The 18,601-nt window shown below is 34.4% G+C and carries 15 protein-coding genes and 2 tRNA genes; 10 read left to right on the forward strand and 7 right to left on the reverse strand.

The window, feature by feature from the left end; all coding sequences use genetic code 11:
* Positions 1–219: 219 nt before the first annotated feature.
* Positions 220–852, forward strand: coding sequence for an HdeD family acid-resistance protein (locus ACPF63_RS00995; protein ID WP_426481685.1), 633 nt, complete (start codon positions 220–222; stop codon positions 850–852).
* A gap of 55 nt (positions 853–907) precedes the next feature.
* Here the strand turns inward: ACPF63_RS00995 and ACPF63_RS01000 are convergent, their stop codons facing one another.
* The 3 genes from ACPF63_RS01000 to ACPF63_RS01010 form a co-directional block, all read right to left on the reverse strand.
* The gene (locus tag ACPF63_RS01000) at positions 908–2,314 is read right to left on the reverse strand and encodes a hypothetical protein (protein WP_426481686.1); all 1,407 of its coding nucleotides are present in this window, start codon (positions 2,312–2,314) and stop codon (positions 908–910) included.
* A 139-nt stretch (positions 2,315–2,453) separates the two neighbouring features.
* Positions 2,454–2,524: transfer RNA gene (locus ACPF63_RS01005), tRNA-Gln, on the reverse strand.
* Positions 2,525–2,667: 143 nt separating this feature from the next.
* Positions 2,668–2,738 (reverse strand) — tRNA-Gln (locus tag ACPF63_RS01010).
* A 99-nt stretch (positions 2,739–2,837) separates the two neighbouring features.
* Here ACPF63_RS01010 and ACPF63_RS01015 point away from each other — a divergent pair.
* From ACPF63_RS01015 to ACPF63_RS01035, 5 genes are all read left to right on the forward strand, one after another.
* A complete protein-coding gene (locus ACPF63_RS01015) occupies positions 2,838–3,866 on the forward strand; it encodes an AMP-binding protein (RefSeq protein ID WP_426481687.1) in 1,029 nt (342 codons plus the stop codon).
* A 39-nt stretch (positions 3,867–3,905) separates the two neighbouring features.
* Complete coding sequence (arfB, locus tag ACPF63_RS01020; RefSeq protein WP_426481688.1) at positions 3,906–4,298, forward strand: alternative ribosome rescue aminoacyl-tRNA hydrolase ArfB; 393 nt, start codon at positions 3,906–3,908, stop codon at positions 4,296–4,298.
* A 48-nt stretch (positions 4,299–4,346) separates the two neighbouring features.
* Positions 4,347–4,991 carry a hypothetical protein gene (locus ACPF63_RS01025; RefSeq protein WP_426481689.1) on the forward strand — a complete coding sequence of 215 codons (645 nt, stop codon included), beginning with the start codon at positions 4,347–4,349 and terminating at the stop codon, positions 4,989–4,991.
* Between the two features lie 302 nt (positions 4,992–5,293).
* A complete protein-coding gene (locus ACPF63_RS01030) occupies positions 5,294–5,674 on the forward strand; it encodes a GreA/GreB family elongation factor (RefSeq protein ID WP_142717856.1) in 381 nt (126 codons plus the stop codon).
* 398 nt (positions 5,675–6,072) lie between these two features.
* Positions 6,073–7,047 (forward strand): deoxyhypusine synthase family protein, encoded by a 975-nt coding sequence (locus tag ACPF63_RS01035; RefSeq protein WP_426481690.1) that lies wholly within the window; start codon positions 6,073–6,075, stop codon positions 7,045–7,047.
* 360 nt (positions 7,048–7,407) lie between these two features.
* On the opposite strand, the gene ACPF63_RS01040 is transcribed toward ACPF63_RS01035, so the two are convergent.
* On the reverse strand, positions 7,408–7,554 hold the full coding sequence (locus ACPF63_RS01040) for a hypothetical protein (protein ID WP_167498843.1): 147 nt from the start codon (positions 7,552–7,554) through the stop codon (positions 7,408–7,410).
* Between the two features lie 89 nt (positions 7,555–7,643).
* On the opposite strand from ACPF63_RS01040, the gene ACPF63_RS01045 reads away from it, so the two are divergent.
* Positions 7,644–7,940 carry an MGMT family protein gene (locus tag ACPF63_RS01045; RefSeq protein WP_077418989.1) on the forward strand — a complete coding sequence of 99 codons (297 nt, stop codon included), beginning with the start codon at positions 7,644–7,646 and terminating at the stop codon, positions 7,938–7,940.
* Between the two features lie 294 nt (positions 7,941–8,234).
* Here ACPF63_RS01045 and ACPF63_RS01050 read toward each other — a convergent pair whose 3' ends face one another.
* Together ACPF63_RS01050 and htpG are read right to left on the reverse strand one after the other, a co-directional pair.
* Complete coding sequence (locus tag ACPF63_RS01050; protein ID WP_077418990.1) at positions 8,235–8,627, reverse strand: helix-turn-helix transcriptional regulator; 393 nt, start codon at positions 8,625–8,627, stop codon at positions 8,235–8,237.
* 517 nt (positions 8,628–9,144) lie between these two features.
* Entirely contained in the window at positions 9,145–11,037 is a 1,893-nt protein-coding gene (gene htpG, locus ACPF63_RS01055) for a molecular chaperone HtpG (protein WP_426483192.1), read from the reverse strand.
* A 153-nt stretch (positions 11,038–11,190) separates the two neighbouring features.
* On the opposite strand from htpG, the gene ACPF63_RS01060 reads away from it, so the two are divergent.
* Positions 11,191–14,091, forward strand: coding sequence for a prolyl oligopeptidase family serine peptidase (locus ACPF63_RS01060; RefSeq protein WP_426481691.1), 2,901 nt, complete (start codon positions 11,191–11,193; stop codon positions 14,089–14,091).
* Between the two features lie 151 nt (positions 14,092–14,242).
* A complete protein-coding gene (locus tag ACPF63_RS01065) occupies positions 14,243–15,679 on the forward strand; it encodes a hypothetical protein (protein ID WP_426481692.1) in 1,437 nt (478 codons plus the stop codon).
* A 306-nt stretch (positions 15,680–15,985) separates the two neighbouring features.
* On the opposite strand, the gene recA is transcribed toward ACPF63_RS01065, so the two are convergent.
* Positions 15,986–16,987, reverse strand: a complete 1,002-nt coding sequence (recA, locus tag ACPF63_RS01070; RefSeq protein ID WP_077418994.1) for a recombinase RecA — start codon at positions 16,985–16,987, stop codon at positions 15,986–15,988.
* Between the two features lie 368 nt (positions 16,988–17,355).
* Between recA and ACPF63_RS01075 the strand changes: the two genes are divergently transcribed.
* A complete protein-coding gene (locus tag ACPF63_RS01075) occupies positions 17,356–18,567 on the forward strand; it encodes a hypothetical protein (protein WP_426481693.1) in 1,212 nt (403 codons plus the stop codon).
* Positions 18,568–18,601 lie beyond the last annotated feature (34 nt).

Consider the following 18,601-nt stretch of genomic DNA (forward strand, 5'->3'; position numbering starts at 1 on the left):
CAGATTTAAACATGTTTTAAGAAGGTGAAAATTATTTAGTTTTCACCTTTTTGTTTTTTTGGGGGAACAATTCACACAATCTGGTATGTTCTACGGTTATTTTTTTGTACATTAGTAAGAGGTTATATTTCAAATTCAGGTGAAATTTTAATCTGTTTGAAATACCTGCGGACAAGCCGAACCCGTTTCAAAAAGTAGGCAGAACTAAAAAAGACACCTATGGCTAATTTATTTCAAACTCTTACCAACACTGTAAAACATTGGTACATTCCATTAATCTTCGGAATTCTTTTCCTGATCTGTGGTTTTTATGTATTCAGTGTACCGCTTGCAACCTATGTTACACTTTCTATTTTCTTTAGTGTTTCATTCTTATTTTCAGGAATTACTGAAATATTCTTTTCCTTACAGAACAGTAAATCCTTACAGGGCTGGGGCTGGTTTCTGGTAAGTGGATTATTAACGACTGCAATAGGAGTTTATCTTATCGCAAATCCTCAGATTTCAATGACAGTACTTCCGTTTGTCATAGGATTTACTTTGCTTTTCCGTTCCTTTCAGCTATTGGGTTTTGCATTTGACCTGAAGAGTATGAGAATAATGAGCTGGGGAAATGTAGCCCTTGCAAGCGTTGGAGGAATTATCTTTTCCCTGCTGCTGATATTTAATCCTGTGTTTACAGGATTTTCATTAGTTACCCTTACAGGTGTTTCTTTTATTTTTATGGGAATAGCTTCCATTATGCTGGCTCTGGATTTAAGAAAAATCAAAAAGATTCCAGGGAAAATAAGCCAGGAATTAAGAGACAGAATCAAATCTATACAGGAAGAGATTGATGATCTTAAAAGATAAATAAGTGTAGTATTCACCAATATAAAAGGCCTTTTGAAAGGTCTTTTTTTTATTTTTAAAATGATAAAACTGAATTCACATTATTCCCGTTCCAGATATAAATAAGATTAAAAGGATCAGCCAGATAAAATACATCATCAACGAGAAATTTATACTCATGTCTGCCTTTCGGGACTTCAACCTCCGCGTACCAGTATCCTTTTTGCTTTTCAAGAACAATTGGTTCTTTTAACCATTGGGTAAAACTTCCGATAAGTTTTACATTATGAGCACCAGGCCAGGCATTGATTTTAAAAATAACCTTTCTGGAATTTCTTTTTCCATACAAATTCGCCAGATAATCATCCGGAGAATCCTTAAGTACAGAGCGAAAGTATTTCTGTGATTGTATAGAATCCCCTTTATATTGATAAGCGATGGCAAGCCAGTCATTAATCAGTATGCTTTTACCCGTTCTCTTTTTCAGGGTTTCAATAAATGTGATGGCATCATCGGTTTTATCTGTTCGGAGAAGATCTGCTCCAAAATAAATAGCATCATTATTTTTTAAATTATAAACCTCCGATGAATTTTTAAATAAAGAATTGTAAAGCCGAATAGTTTCGTCCATTCCTTTATTCTGATAAATGGAACTTAAAAAGGTTCTGATATTTTTTGGAAAATATTCCGTAATGTCTGAAGAGTGTTTTCCTTTTTTCAGCTCTTTAGCCAATTTGAATCTGACAGGCGTGGTAAAATCTCCCTTTAAATAAAGCATCATTTCCTGCTTTTTCAGATTAATGGTCATTGAGTAGTTGGTTGTAACGTCTCCAGGTTCTCTTTGTGCAGTTTCTGCAAGAATATGGGTAATATTCTTTTCAGTAAAAGAATGAAACTGGGCCAGAAGATCTTTGGATGTTTCTCTTCTCCAGCAGGCTTCCTGATGTCCGTTAGCAATGCAGTAATTAGTCAGTGAAAAATTTTGGGTTGTTTTAGTAACAATATAATTACCATGGATGGTAGAGTAATCTCCGAAAGAATCAGCTATGAATAATTGAGCTCCTGAAAGCTTTAATAAATTATAAGGAGCAATAAGTTGAAGAGCTTCTTTTACACTTTTGCATTTTTTCAGAATATCATTTACTACCTCTTGTTCTCTGCTTATTTTGGATAAATTAACGATTACAGGAATATTATCAATTGCGGTATAATCTAAAAAAAGACCGTGTTCATTCATTCCTCCCTGAGGATATTGCCACATGATGTCATTATATCCGTCATGTTTTTCAGACCACAGCATATATCCCCATGATTTTTCTTCTCTGGGAATATACCAGAATCTGTATTTCATATCAGGGCTCTCATCCTCATTATTGCCTATCCATACATTTTTACCGTCATTGGCTAAAAAAATAGTACAGGCATTTAATGGAATGAAAGTGCCTACTATCAAAAGGCAGATATATATTATTTTGGTTTTCATTACTTTAAAGATAATTTTTTTTAATAAATGCTTGACAATCTTGTTGTGATTTTTTATAATAAAAGAAGCTGATTACCCATTTAAAAATTTTAGAAAGTAGAATAAAAAACAAAAACCATCCTTAAAAAAGGATGGTTTGTAGACCCACAGGGATTCGAACCCCGACTGACGGTACCAAAAACCGGAGTGCTACCGTTACACTATAGGTCTGCTTTATTTTGGTGTTGCAAATTTATATATTTTTTTCTTATTTACAAATATCTTCTTTCAATTTTCTGCTGTTTACCTAAAAAAAATAGATTTTTAATCAAGTAAGATAAAAACAAAAACCATCCTTAAAGAAGGATGGTTTGTAGACCCACAGGGATTCGAACCCCGAATGACGGTACCAAAAACCGGAGTGTTACCGTTACACTATAGGTCTGTTTTATTTTGGTGGTGCAAATTTACAGCTTTTTTCTTTACATACAAGAACTTTTTGATTTTTTTTTTAAATTTACTGTGGATTTTATTTACGGAAAATATGCTGATAGACTTCAATAATCTCAATATTAATAAATTATCATTCCATACGGAGTTTGAAAAAAAAGTGAAAATTTTTCTGAAAGAATGGTTTTCAGAAAAAAGTGGAGTGAATGTCCAGACTTCAGGCTCTACAGGAGTGCCAAAAATCTTTGAAATCGAAAAAAAGAAAATGATCAATTCAGCGGTGATGACATGTGACTTTTTGGGATTAAAAAAAAGAGATACTGCATTACTCTGCCTGCCTGTAGAATATATCTCGGGAAAAATGATGATTGTGCGATCTATAGAAAGAGGATTGAAGTTAAGAATTGCCGAACCTTCCCTAAAACCTGTTGAAAACTTGAATGAAGAAATAGATTTTTGTGCGATGACTCCACTTCAGGTAGAAAATTCACTGGAAAAACTTCACCTGATTAAAAATCTGATCATTGGTGGTGCCGCCGTTTCAGAAAGTCTGAAAAATAAAATTCTACAGATGAACCTTAGTTCTTCAACCCGTATTTTTGAAACCTATGGAATGTCTGAAACCCTTTCCCATATTGGTTTAAAACAACTGATGCCGGAACAGGAAGACTATTTCACGGTTTTTGAAAATGTATCCATCTCTTTAGATGCAAGGGAATGTCTGAAAATCTATGCACCGAATTTAAATGCTGAAGAATTACAAACTAATGATTTAGTTGATATTAGGAATGGAAAACAATTTAAATTTCTAGGAAGAATTGATAACGTGATTAACTCAGGAGGAGCAAAAATTTTTCCGGAAATTCTTGAAGCTTTGATAAAAAAAGAAATTCCGAATGAAGCTGTATTTATTGGCTTGCCGGATGAAAGTTTGGGTCAGAAATTGATATTGATTATAGAAGGGAATGAATCAGATGAAATGATAAAGAAAATTTCAGAAATACCGTTTGAAAAGAATTTTCACAAACCAAAAGAAATTATTTTTATCAGTGAAATTCCGCGCACACCCAACGGGAAAGTAAACAGATTAGAACTATATAAAAGTTTAAATGTAAATTTATAGTCTTGGCTCTTGATTCTAGTATCTCAAAATCTTAAAAAAATGAAAAACTTTTCAAAAGAACTCAGTTTCAAAACTTCCCGCAGCAGTGGGGCAGGAGGGCAGAATGTCAACAAAGTAGAGACTGCTGTTACCGTACTTTGGAAAGTAGATTCATCTGAGTTTTTCAATGATGATGAAAAAATATTGATTCAGGATAAATTGAAAAACAAAATCAATGCAGAAGGCTTTTTATTCCTTACCGTTTCTGAAAGCAGAACTCAGCTGATGAATAAAAATAAAGCCATTGAAAAAATAATTGAAATTGTAAATAAAGCTCTTATCATTCCGAAGAAAAGAACAGCAACAAAACCTTCAAGAGCTCAGAAACAAAAAAGACTTGATGGTAAGAAAAAGCTTTCCGATAAAAAAGAGAACAGGCGCTTCAAATTTTAGCTTGTTTCTCCCGGAGAAAATTTTAATTTTGCCGGAAACTTTAAAACCATGATAAAAAAACTAATTCTATTGGGAACTATTTCGAGTTCTTTACTTTCTTTTGCACAGGAAAAAATAACTATCATACCGGCTGTAGGATATGCATGGAGAGTAGCTAAAACAGCACCTGGGCTTTCCATGGCGGAAAAAAATTACGTTAAAGGGTTGAAAAACGGAATTCATTTTGAAATTGCGGCTTATTATAATGTGAAAGATATTGGGATTGGTGCTAAATTTTCCAATTATAATGCTTCCAGCAGCGCTGTATTGAGCGGATACAATATGAATGGACAGACGGTTACAGCTTCTATAAGTACTAAAGATAATATTACATTCTTTGGACCTTCCGTTATGTTCTCCAATTATACCAAACCTACAAACCACAAAATTGTTGCTGATGTATCTCTTGGAGTGATTACCTATACTACAAAAACTGAAGCTGTAAAAGGTACAGGTTCAAATCTTGGTCTGGAACTGGGGGCAGCCTATCAATATGCAGTTTCGAAAAACTTTATGATAGGTCCGAAGTTGGGAATTACTGCAGGAACCTTGAGCAAAATGAAAGTTAATGGACAGACCGTTGATCTTGGTGATGACCAGAAAGAAGGTCTTACAAGAGTTTCTTTAAGTGCAGCTGCTACATTCCGTTTTTAAATGCTATATTTGTAAGGATTACAAATAATCTCATAATAATGGCAGCAACAATCTCTTTATCAGCAGAACGCAGACAATCAGGATTGTTGCTGTCATTACTTTATCTACACACAGATTCTTTTCTGAAAAGTTCTAAGGACTTTATCAATTAAGCCCTGTCAGGATCCAAGACAGGGACTCATTTCGGATTTTATTTATTGCTTTTTTGCGGTTTTCTATAGAAGAAGGCTGTTGTATGCCTGGATTCTACATTGGATCGTTAGGGAATAACTGCATTTTAATTTAAAAAAAAATTGAAGAAAATGTCCAATCATATTATTGTAACCACCGGAATTTATGATGCTATAAAAGATACACTCAGAAGGAAAAAAGTGAGCATCGGAGAAGAAAAAAGACTTACAGAAGAACTTAGAAATGCAAAACAGGTATTGAGAAGAGATCTGCCTGCTGATATCGTAACCGTTGAAAGGAAGGTGACTTTGAAAGACCATACCTTAGATTTTGAACACGAATATATTTTTGTGCCGTCTACCAAAGCAAAGCTTAAAAAGAATAAACATTCCATACTATCGGATATTGCCCTTGCAGTAGTGGGATATAAAGTAGGAGATGTTATCAACTGGCCTTTCAGAGACGGAGAAAGAAAAATTGAGATCCTGAAAGTGGAAGCCTGGGAAGGATAAATAGATATTGAATATTATTAAGTTGAATTATAATAAAAGCGTGGCTTATTTAGCTGCGCTTTTTATTTTATTAGCTCAACTATTTTTGGAAACGCAAAGACGCAAGATTTTCATATACTAAATGCTTTAAGATGCAAGGATTTTATCTCCGATAAAATTTTGTGCTGTTGATTGCTTTATACACAACCCTTGCTGAAAAACTTACATTGAGCGAAGTCGAAATGTTCTTGTGCCTTAAAAATATCCACAATATTTGGGAACTTTTTGCGTCTTTGCGTTTCCCAACAAAATAACTTTAGCATTTAACAAATGATAAAAAAAGACTCCTCTATCACACTTTCTTCAAGTGCTTTGACTGCATTCCGTTTTTAAGTTTTATCTTTGCAAAAATTAAAAAAATGAGCAAACCGATAACTGAATTCATAGAAAAGTATTACCTGCACTTCAACGCAGCTGCATTGGTGGATGCTTCTAAAGGATATGTTGCACATCTTAAAGATGGCGGAAAAATGATGATTACTTTGGCAGGAGCAATGTCTACTGCTGAATTAGGGAAGATTCTTGCTGAAATGATCCGTCAGGGAAAAGTAGATTTTATTTCTTGTACAGGTGCCAACCTTGAAGAAGATTTAATGAACCTTGTAGCACACTCTCACTATGAAAGAGTTCCTCATTACAGAGATTTGACTGCTCAGGACGAGTGGGATCTTTTAGAAAGAGGTTTAAACAGAGTTACAGATACTTGTATCCCTGAAGAAGAAGCTTTCAGAAGATTGCAAAAACATATCGTTGAGATCTGGAAAGATGCTGAAGCTAAAGGAGAAAGATATTTCCCGCACGAATTCATGTACAAAATGATCCTTTCAGGAGTATTGGAGCAGTATTATGAAATTCCTAGAGAAAACTCTTGGATGATTGCTGCTGCGGAAGCTAATCTGCCAATCGTAGTTCCGGGATGGGAAGATTCTACAATGGGTAATATCTTCGCTTCATACTGTATCAAAGGAGAGCTTACAGCTACTACAATGAAATCGGGAATTGAGTATATGACTTATTTGGCTGACTGGTATACTAAAAATTCAGGAAGTAAAGGAGTTGGATTCTTCCAGATTGGTGGTGGTATCGCAGGAGATTTCCCTATCTGTGTTGTGCCAATGTTGTATCAGGATATGGAAATGCATGACATTCCTTTCTGGTCTTATTTCTGCCAGATTTCTGATTCTACAACATCTTACGGTTCATATTCAGGAGCAGTTCCGAATGAAAAAATCACTTGGGGTAAACTTGATATCACTACACCGAAATTTATCGTTGAAAGTGATGCAACCATCTGTGCACCATTGATGTTCTCTTATATCTTAGAAAACGCTTAAGAATAAAATTCTCACCAGAGATTACAATACGGCGCTTCAATTCATTTGAAGCGCTTTTTATTTGCTAGATTTGGAAATAGATATGTTATGAAAACTAAACTCTTTAAACCATTAAGAAAAAATGAAGAGAGTAAGAATTAAGTTTCATCTTTGATGAATAATAAAAGCAGGCAGCTGAAAAATAGCTTTAGCTATTCTCTTAATATTCTTAAAAACTTAAATGTGCTTAATGGTTTAAATAAATAATGATATACAATTTTTATTTCAGATAATATCCTTGCGTCTTTGCGTTTCCAAAAAATCTCCACAAGCATCTGTGAAAATCTGTGTCATCTGTGTCATCTGTGGTCAAATAAAAAATCAATCTAAAGAATTTACCAGTACAAAATACCGATACGCAAGAATACCTTTCTCAACCTTCGTCAATTGATTAGGATCCTTCTTACTCAACTTCGGAAGCACCTTTTTATTAACTGCATTCAACAGCCTGAAAAATGATTTTTTCATATCTTTATCTTTTAATGAAACATCATCGAGCTTAAGAGAGTTCAAAAATGATGCAAAAAAAGAAAGCCAGCTAAAAATAACAATTTGATATGGACGAGATTTTCAAACAACAGGTATATGAAGTAGCAAGACTTATTCCCAAAGGAAGAGTTTCTACCTATGGTGCCATAGCAAAAGCAGTTGGCTATCCTAACCATTCAAGGCATGTAGGAAAAGCGATGGGAGGATGCCCGAAAGATGTTCCTGCTCACCGTGTCATATCAAGCTCAGGAGTTTTATCTGTTCCGGAATTTCAGCCTAAGCTGGAAAAAGAAGGAATTGTTGTGGAAAATCTTAGAATAAAAAATTTCAAAAAGCTGTTTTGGGATCCGTTGGAGGAATTGTAAATTTCAAGGGACTTAAATAAAAGAATTTTTTAACGCAAAGTTTTTATTTGTTTTCTTTAATATTTTAAGGGGGCAAAGTCGAAATCAATTCCATTGATTTTTCAAGCGAATGCATTATCACACAAAGCTTCATCAGCTACAAAGTCAGAACTCTTTGCTTCCTGAAATAAAACCTTAGAATCATTCATTCTTTGCGTCAAAAAATACATTTTGTTTTAAAATTATTTTACAAAAAAAATGTAACTCCATAATTTAATATGAGTGACACTAATATTTTAAAAGTTTTAAACCGTATTATTTTCCTCCTTTTGGGAGACTTTTCAGTTCTTGTTTAAGCCTTATATTTTCTTCTTTTAATAAAGTAATATAGTTTTGTAAATTCTCAATAATAGCTCCTGGAATATTATCATAATTATTCTGGTTACTGATTACTCCTGCAGAAGAAGATCTGTCATTAAAGACAGGATGATCATTATTAACAACTACTGTTGGTTCCTCCTCCTCATAAATGTCTTCAATCGGTACATCCAGGAAACGGGCAAGTTTGTCCCATTCATCTTTTACAATCCTTACATCACCGCTTTCTTTTCTGCTGTAATTGGATACATCCGTTGCGATAAAGTCAGCTACCTGTTGTTGAGTATAGCCTTTTTGCTTTCTGATGACGCGTAATTTTTCTTTTTGCATGACCTACATTTTATACAAAAATGGCAAAAAAGCATAATCTATACAATAGAAAACAGAAAAAATATAGAGCAAGACAATGAAAGCGAATAGAAAATGCAGAAAAGCTTTATAATATGAATCTTATTTATGTTAATTGATGATGATTTTTAAGATGGTTTTTGTCTTGTTGGAAAAACGCAAAGGCGCAAGGATTTCTATTTTTATACTGTTTGAAGACGCAGGAAAATCGAAGATTTTCAGGAAGAATAATAGATCATGACTTAGCAGGATACAATTTTATCGAAGATAAAATCCTTGCGCCTTAAAACATAATCTATATAAAAAATAGCGTCTTTGTGTTTTCCAAAAAATTCTCCACAAACATCTGTGGAAATTTAAGATTTTCAAAAAGCTTAAGTACTCTTCTCAGCAGTATGATACTTAATTAATAAAGCCTTAAATGCCCAAGATCTTTTGTGACTTTTGTGGTTAAAAAGATAAAAAAAGACTGCTTCAAAATGAAACAGTCTCTTGTGTATTATTTTTCAAGTTGCTTATAGCTTCTCTGTATAAAATCTGTCAGGTCTTTTCCTTTCAGTAAGTTTTGTGAAAGCTTGGCAAGATCCAAAGCATATTTGATCAGGCTTTCTTTCTCTTCAGCATTCTCAGTTTTTAAAATCTGATTAGAAAGTTCACTGTTGGAGTTTACCACAAGATTGTACATCTCCGGGAAACCTCCCATTCCGAACATTCCACCTCCGCCTGTAGCCTGCATTTCCTTCATTCTTCTCATGAATTCAGGCTGGGTAATGGTAAATGGAACATCATTACTGTCAAGATCTTCAAGCTGAACGGTAAACTTAGAATCCTGAATAGCTTCTTCAACATTCTTTTTCAGAGACTCTTTTTCCGTTTCATTCAGTTTCGAAATTATGGGCTCATCTTTTTTGATCAGGTTATTCACGTGATCAGCATCTACTCTTGCAAAAGAGATATTTTCTTTTGATGTTTCCAGCTTCTGGATAACATGTGGAGTGATAGGTGAGTCTAATAACAGAACTTCATATCCTTTATCTTTTGCAGATTGGATGTAGCTGTGCTGCTCATCAGCATTGGTAGCATATAATACAACCAGTTTATTGTCTTTATCCGTTTGTACAGGCTTGATTTTTTCAACCAATTCATCCCAAAGGAAATACTTTCCGTCTGTTGTAGGATATAGTGTGAATTTGTCTGCTTTTTCAGCAAATTTTTCTTCTGTAACAATTCCGTACTCAATAACGATCTTTATGTCATTCCATTTTTGCTCATAGTCTTCACGGTTTTCGTTGATTAAAGAAGCCATTTTGTCGGCTACTTTTTTCGTGATGTAAGATGAGATCTTCTTCACTGCACCATCAGCCTGAAGGTAAGAACGGGAAACGTTCAATGGAATATCCGGAGAATCTATGACACCTCTCAGAAGCATCAGGAAGTCCGGAACGATACCTTTTACTTCATCTGTTACGAAAACCTGGTTTTGATATAATTGAATTTTATCCTTGTCAATATTCAGGTTGTTGCTCAGTTTCGGGAAGAAAAGAACTCCGGTAAGATTGAAAGGATAATCAACATTCAGGTGAATATTGAATAATGGTTCCTCAAACTGCATAGGATACAGTTCGTGGTAGAACTTCATATAATCTTCGTTGGTCAGTTCATTTGGAGCAATCGTCCACGCTGGTACCGGATTATTGATAATATTGTCTATCTCTTCTGTTTCAGCCACAGCATCTTCAGGCGCGTCTTCCGGTAATGGAAGCGTATGTGTTTTTGTCCCGAATTTAATAGGAACAGGCATGAATTTGTTATACTTTAATAACAATTCGCGGATTTTTCCTTCTTCTAAAAATTCTACAGAATCTTCTGCAATATGAAGGATAATCTCTGTACCTCTGTCTGTTTTGTCAGTAGTTTCTTCAAGAGTGAATTCCGGGCTTCCATCGCAGATCCAACGTACTGCCGGTTCATCTTTATAAGACTTTGTAACAATTTCAACCTTTTCAGCCACCATGAACGCAGAGTAGAATCCAAGACCAAAATGTCCGATAATTCCTGAATCTTTCGCAGAATCTTTATATTTCTCCAAAAACTCTTCAGCCCCTGAAAAAGCAACCTGATTGATGTATTTTTCAACCTCTCCACCAGTCATACCAATACCCTGATCGATAATGCGTAAAGTTTTCTGGTCTTTATCAATTTTAACTTCAAGTTTCGGATTTCCGTATTCCACTTTTGCTTCTCCGATGCTTGTTAAATGCTTTAATTTTAAAGTAGCATCTGTTGCATTGGAGATCAATTCTCTTAAGAATATTTCGTGGTCACTGTAAAGAAATTTTTTAATTAGTGGGAAAATATTTTCCACAGATACATTAATATTTCCTTTAGTCATCATATTTTATATTTTAATTGTTCAAGATACTTCTCAAAAAAAATACCATGCGGAAGAAAGTGACAGAATGGCATTTTTTCAACGTGAAACAGTCTTATCCTATAGATTTGTCAAAGAAATATCTTACTTTTAATTATTAAAAATTTTTTAAAGATGAAGTTGAAATGTACAGTTTTTATTCTGCTCATGGTGACCTGCTGGGTCTATGGACAGAAAAAGCCTTTAGATCATTCTGTTTATGACAGTTGGCAAAATATTGGGGCAAGAAAAATTTCCAATGACGGAAAATGGATTGCCTATTCCGTAGATGCTCAGGAAGGAAATTCTAGCCTTTCTTTATATTCCGTAAAAAATAAAACGACAAAGAAGTTTGCAAGAGGAACAAAAGTAGATTTTACGAATGATTCCAGATTTGCTGTTTTTCAGATCCGTCCGCAGTATAAAGATATAAAAGCGGTAAAAGATAAAAAGCTTAAAAAAAATAAATTAACAAAAGACAGCCTTGCGGTTGTTGATTTTTTTAATAATAAAACGGAGAAAATTCCTAATGTAAAATCTTTTAAAATTCCTGAAAAAGCGGGTTCCTACGTTGCTTATCTTCTGGAAAATACAAAAGATAAATCTTCAGACGATACTTCTGATAAAGAAGATGGGGATGATAATAAGGATGAAGATAAAAATGTAAAACCTTTGCAGCTGGTTGTGCGAAATCTTTTGGACGGGAAAACTACAGAATATGATAATGTAATCCGCTATGAATTCAGCAAAAATGGAAAACAGCTTGTTTTTGTGACTAAAAAACCGGAAGAAAAACCTAAAAAGGATAAAAAAGAAGGGAAGGATTCTGAAGATGAAAAATCTGCAGACAAGAAGGATAGCGACAAATCAAAGCCAAAGAAATTTGCATTTCAAACGGTACAGGTTGTAGATCTTCAAAAAGGGACTGTAACTAATATTTCAGAAATGGAAGGGGATTTTTCACAATTATCTTTTGATGAAGAGGGTAACCAGCTGGCATTTGTAGGAACTTCTTCTGCACAAAATGACCTGGTGAAATTGTATCAGCTGTATTACTTTAATTTTAAAGGAAATAAAAAAGAAACGGTCACCAATGAAAACTCACAGATGAAGAAGAATTGGGTGATTTCTGAAAACCGTTTACCCTTATTCAGTAAAAATGGAAAGCAGCTGTATTTCGGCGTTGCTCCAAAACCTATAGCAAAAGATACTGCGATGATTGCAAATGATCATGCGGTTGTAGATATCTGGAATTATAAAGATGATTATCTGCAAACAGTACAGCTAAAAGAATTGAAAAATGATCTGAAAAAATCTTATGCTGCGGTAATGCAGACGGAAAAACCGGACTTCTTTAGAAATATTGACGCTGAAGACCTGGATACATTACGATTGGTAAACGAAGGAAATGCTGAATTTGCATTGGGTATTACAAGTTTGAATAACCGTATTTCTTCGCAATGGGAAGGTGCAACAAAGAAAACATATTTTCTGATTGATAATAAAACAGGTGAGAGAACGGAAATTATTCAGAATCTGAATGGTTCGGTTGCTGTATCTCCACTTGGGAAATTCGTCGTGATTTTTGACAGAGAAAAAGGAAAATGGCTGAGTTATAATGTGAAAACAAAGCAAATACTGCCTTTAAGCAACGGATTACCTGTTTCCTTTGTGGATGAAGAGTTTGATATGCCAGATTTTCCAAATTCTTATGGCATCGCATCATGGACAAATAATGATGAATCTGTGATTATCAAAGACCGTTTTGATCTTTGGGAATTTTTCCTGAACGGTTCAAAAAAACCAAGAAATATCACTAACGGATTTGGTCGTAAAAATAAAATAACATTTGATACCTACGATCTGGATAAAGATATTAAAAGCTTAAACCGAAAATCTGTCATTTACTTATCAGCATTTGATAATACATCCAAAGCGAATGGGATTTTTAAAACATCTGTTCAGTCGAGTTCTGATCCGGTAAAAATCCAGATGGAAAATGTCTGGGGATATAGAAGTCTTCAAAAAGCGAAAAATGCAGAAGAATATATTGTAGTAAAAGAATCATACATTGATTCTCCGAATATTTTTTCAACATCAGATTTCTCAGAGCAACAAAAGCTGAGTGATACCAATCCACAGCAAAACCATTATAATTGGGGTACAGACGAATTGGTAAACTGGGCAACACCAAAAGGAAATATATCTACAGGAGTTTTATACAAACCGGAAAATTTCGATCCGAATAAAAAATATCCTATGATTGTCTATTTCTATGAAAAACTTTCGGATAATCTGAACCGTTATGTAGCACCGGCTCCAACGCCTTCAAGATTGAATATTTCTTATTTCGTAAGCAACGGATATCTGGTTTTCACTCCTGATATTTCATATACCGATGGTCTTCCCGGAGAATCTGCAATGGAATACATTAATTCCGGTGTTGAAAAATTAAAGCAAAATTCCTGGGTAGATGGTACTAAAATCGGAATTCAGGGACAAAGCTGGGGTGGTTATCAGGTAGCGTATCTTATTGCTCATACCAATATGTATGCAGCAGCATGGAGTGGTGCTCCTGTCGTAAACATGACGTCTGCATATGGCGGAATCCGATGGACATCGGGGATGAACAGGCAATTTCAGTATGAGAAATCGCAGAGTAGATTAGGGAAAAATCTATGGGAAGCCCCAGATCTTTATATTAAAAATTCACCACTTTTTACCATTGATAAAGTACAAACTCCGGTGGTTATTATGAGTAATGATAAAGATGGAGCAGTGCCATGGTATCAGGGAATTGAGATGTTTACTGCGTTGCGCCGTCTCGGAAAACCGGTATGGCTTCTGAATTATAACGGTGATGATCACAACCTTGTAAAACGTCAGAACAGAAAGGATATCCAAATCCGTGAACAGCAGTTTTTTGATTACTATCTTAAAGGTGCTAAAGCTCCGGTCTGGATGACTAAAGGTATCCCGGCCACCCAAAAAGGAAAAGATTGGGGATTTGAGCTGACAGATGATAAACCTAATTAATAAAAAACTCGGCGGAGCCTTTGGCTCCGCCGAGTTTTTTATTTTTCTCAGAAAAATATATCACAAAAGATAAACTGACACAATGGCATTTTTTTTATGATGAGCCTGTTGGACACTTTTATTATATTTACCGCCAATTATAAACAACAGTATGGGAATCTTTGATTTTTTTAAGAAGAAAAATAACAACCAGGAAAATATAAGTACTTTGGTTCAGGAAATGGAAATGCCAGAGGAAAAAGTAATAGAGGAAGTGGTGGAAGAAGTTGTAGAAACAATACCACAAATCCCTTCATCACAAGTAGAAGAACCAAAAGTAAAAAATGATGAGTACGAAAAAATCAGGATTTATAACGATTATATAGTGTATTCTATAGCGCTTCAGTTAAGGGGCGAGTATACACCTATTTCTGCTTTTGAAAAAGAAAATGGTGAGGTAGAAGGCTTTGCGTATATGGTAACGGAAGATGCTTATGCACTTGCTCCACAACAGGCGATCGGGCAAATGGAAGAAAAGTTTGAAAACGAACTTCAGGAGGGTAAGATTAAGTCCTATATGATTTTATATCACTCTCAGTTTGATGATAATGATAATCATAATCCGGCGACAAAAGAGGATGAGTTCAAAGCGATTTCACTTTCCTATCATTTTGAAGGAGCTGATAAGGCAAAAACGGGACTTCCTTATGTTTTCGAAAACCAAAATGTCACTTATAAAGGTTTTGCATCGTTTTCTCACGAAGAAAACAATGAAATCATGAATCATCAGTTGGTGGATGGCAAAGATTATTTTCCGAATACAGAAGGAATTGCTGCTCCTGAGACCACTAACGAAGCAGGAATTATCATAAGAAAATCAAATATTCATAATCTTGTGAATACCTGGAGCGGGGTTTTTGGTCACGAGAATTTCCAGACTAAAGATTACGGTCAATATCTTACCACTGTTTTAATGCAGTCCACGGTTGCAGATCCTGATGGTGAAGATAAAAGCAAAACAGAATTTGAAGATGTAAGATTTAAAACCATTGTTACAGAGGAGCTTAGTACAATAATTCCGGAGGTAAAAACAAATTATACTTTAGATTTTGAAACAAGATCAATCAGAGAGTGGGAAAATGCATTGAACTTACAGGCAATTGTAGCGGGTCCGGCCAGAGATACTTTTGGAGTTTGGTTCTTTGCTACAGATTATGCTGAAAATAGAAATACATACATGACTCAGCCTCATCTGAAGGTAAATATCAGTGGAATTGTTTTTATTCTTGATGTTCAAACAAACACTGATTTACCTGACGGGACTAAAATGAGTGAAGACTTCACAACCTATGCACCAAGCCAGGATCTTCCGAACTATGCATGTTTTGATTTTATTGCTCAGGTTGTAGACTATAAGGAAACAGAATTACTAGAAGATGGTACTGTTAAAGGATATATCCTGAAGTTAAAACTAATTACAAATGAAGAGAATGAAGATTTCTTCACTATCGATGCTTTCGTTAATAAGGAAAACATGAGATTTGAAACTCCAACAAAAGGAATGAAAGTGACTGGTGCACTTCAGCTTCAAGGTAAAATTGCTGAATAATTTTTTTTAAAATATAAAAGCTTAAAAAGAGGTTGACCTATGGACAACCTCTTTTTATTTTGAATCTAAGAAAAGTTTTATTTAAACGCAAAGAATATGTAATTCAAATACTTTTTTTTAGGAAACAATGATGAGCGACTTTAAGTACTAAATAATACATTAGAAAGGATCAATGAAATTGATTCTGCCTTTGCTCCCTTTAAAATGTACAGTTTATAAATAAAAACTTTGTATTTAAAAACGTAACCATTTAAAAAACAAAAAAAGGCAATCCTAAGACTGCCTTTTCTATATTTTCCTGAAAAATTATTTATTTTTCATTTCCTCTTTGATCTTGTTTTCCAATTCCTCGGAAAGATCAGGATTGTCTTTTAATACATCTTTTACAGCATCACGTCCCTGACCAAGTTTAGTCTCTTCATAGCTGAACCAAGAACCGCTTTTCTTCACAATTCCCATATCTACTGCTGTATCAAGGATCTCACCTACTTTAGAAACTCCTTCACCATACATGATATCGAATTCTGCCTGCTTGAAAGGAGGTGCTACTTTGTTTTTCACAATCTTTACTTTCACACGGCTACCGATAGCTTCGTCACCTTGTTTGATAGGTGCACTGGCTTTTCTGATATCAATTCTTACAGAAGCATAGAACTTAAGAGCGTTACCTCCGGTAGTTGTCTCAGGGTTTCCGAACATTACCCCGATCTTTTCTCTCAACTGGTTGATGAAGATCACTGTACATTTCGTTCTTGAAATAGTAGCCGTAAGCTTTCTTAATGCCTGAGACATCAATCTTGCATGAAGACCCATTTTAGAATCTCCCATTTCACCTTCGATCTCAGCTTTTGGTGTAAGAGCTGCAACAGAGTCAATCACAACGATATCAATAGCTCCTGAACGGATAAGGTTATCGGCAATTTCTAAAGCTTGCTCACCATTGTCCGGCTGAGAAATGATCAGGTTCTCCAAATCAATTCCTAATTTAGCAGCATATGTTCTGTCAAAAGCGTGCTCTGCATCAATAAATGCAGCAATACCACCTGCTTTTTGAGCTTCAGCAATAGCATGAAGGGTCAATGTTGTTTTACCTGAAGACTCAGGACCGTATATTTCAATGATTCTTCCTTTTGGATATCCACCTATACCTAATGCGATATCTACTCCTAAAGAACCGGAAGGAATTACTTCTATTGTATTGTCTATAGATTGATCACCTAAAGTCATTACAGTTCCCTTTCCGTATGTTTTATCTAATTTGTCAAGCACTAAAGCGAGTGCTTTTTTCTTATCATCAATGTTACTCATCGCTATTAAAATAATTTCTCAAAAATACATAATTTAAATATCAAAAACTAATATTATTTGTCCCTGAAAACTGTTTTTAGAGTTAAAAAATGATAAAATTTTATAAGTGATATCATTCATAACGAGATAGATGTGGGGTGTGAAGGTATGGGATGTTTTAAAAAAAATAAGTTGATAAAGTGATCATTGTAAGAAAAAGACAAGAGGGTTAAAGCTACTGTTGGTTGGGGGATTTCTGTGAGATGTAGTTTTCACTGCTTATTAAATTAGTCTATTACAACATTTTTTATGTTGATCAGTACGAATGTCTTTTTATCCATTCATATAAAAAATGCTTATCTTAAAACATTGTTTTTAAAGATTATTCTATGAACAGAAAATTAAAACGATTCCTGATCAAATCTTTTGCTGTATTAGCGGTGATGCATCTCGCTTACTTTATCTATGGCTATATAAAGTTTGAAGGTCTGCAAAAAATTGATATTTATACAGAGTTTTACAGATTCAAATTTTATGATGATGTTTCCATTTCTCACTTTTTTGTAACCAGCTTTTTTTTGTTTTTCTTTTTTGTTTTTCTCCTTAGAAATCATTCCCCAAAGAGAAATGAACCTTTAAATATTTGGAGAATGGGCATTATATTGTTATTTATATCCTTTTTATCCCTCACTTTTTTCATCAGTTATAGTTTTGGGTTAAATGCAAAGCTACGAACTGAATTGCCTGAAAAGAATCTTAATAAGGACAAAACGCTACTGAACGTCTTACAGCCTTTTTTATACAACTATACTTCCTACAGTTCCGAAAAGCTATTTAATCCCAAAAATATTTTATACCCCAAACCTTATCCCGTAGTTGAACTGAGGGATACGGTATATTATGAGCCGGGTAATAATAAGGATTATTTCTCAACAGAATCCAGGTATTATAGTATTGATACCTTGAGAATCCTGAGTGCTGATTATAAAAGATTAAGCAATAAATCGAAATCGGTGCTTGATATTCTGGGGCTTGATGCCGAGAAGCTGGGAAAAAGATTAATTTCTAAAAAAGAGATGGGGGACAGTACTGAAATTCTATTTCAAGGAATCGAGGTACATCCTCAATATGATGAGAAAATGTGTATTTTCCTTGAAAATAAAAGCTTGTTTTCTTCATTGCATAATATCCCTGAAAGGAAGCAGGAGTATGAAAATGCCGTCAAAAGATACAATTTGCTTTATAAAGATAATCAGGATTCGCTGCTAAACTCGTTGAAGAGGCTGGATGTTCTTTTAAAAAAATACAATATAGAAACACAGATAATTCCGAAACAGCTAACAAAAGATGTCTTTTATTACAGAGATCATCAGCAGGAGCCTCTGAATGAAATACGAAATACTTATGAAAGAAATAAGTTAAAAGAAAAATTTGAAACCCTTGACAGATTGTTCTACAAACCGAATTATCTTCATCCCTCCATTACAATTATTTTTATAGGGGTTGTCATTGGTGTCTGGATCATCTTACTTTTATTGTACTTGATCTGGAGTGTAAGAAACAGAAAGCTTATTACAGGAAACGTAAAGGAAAAAGAATAAATATAATATTGCCTCTTTTTCAATGAAATGGAGA

The organism is Chryseobacterium sp. R2ACT005, assembly GCF_049949215.1.
GTDB lineage: Bacteria > Bacteroidota > Bacteroidia > Flavobacteriales > Weeksellaceae > Chryseobacterium.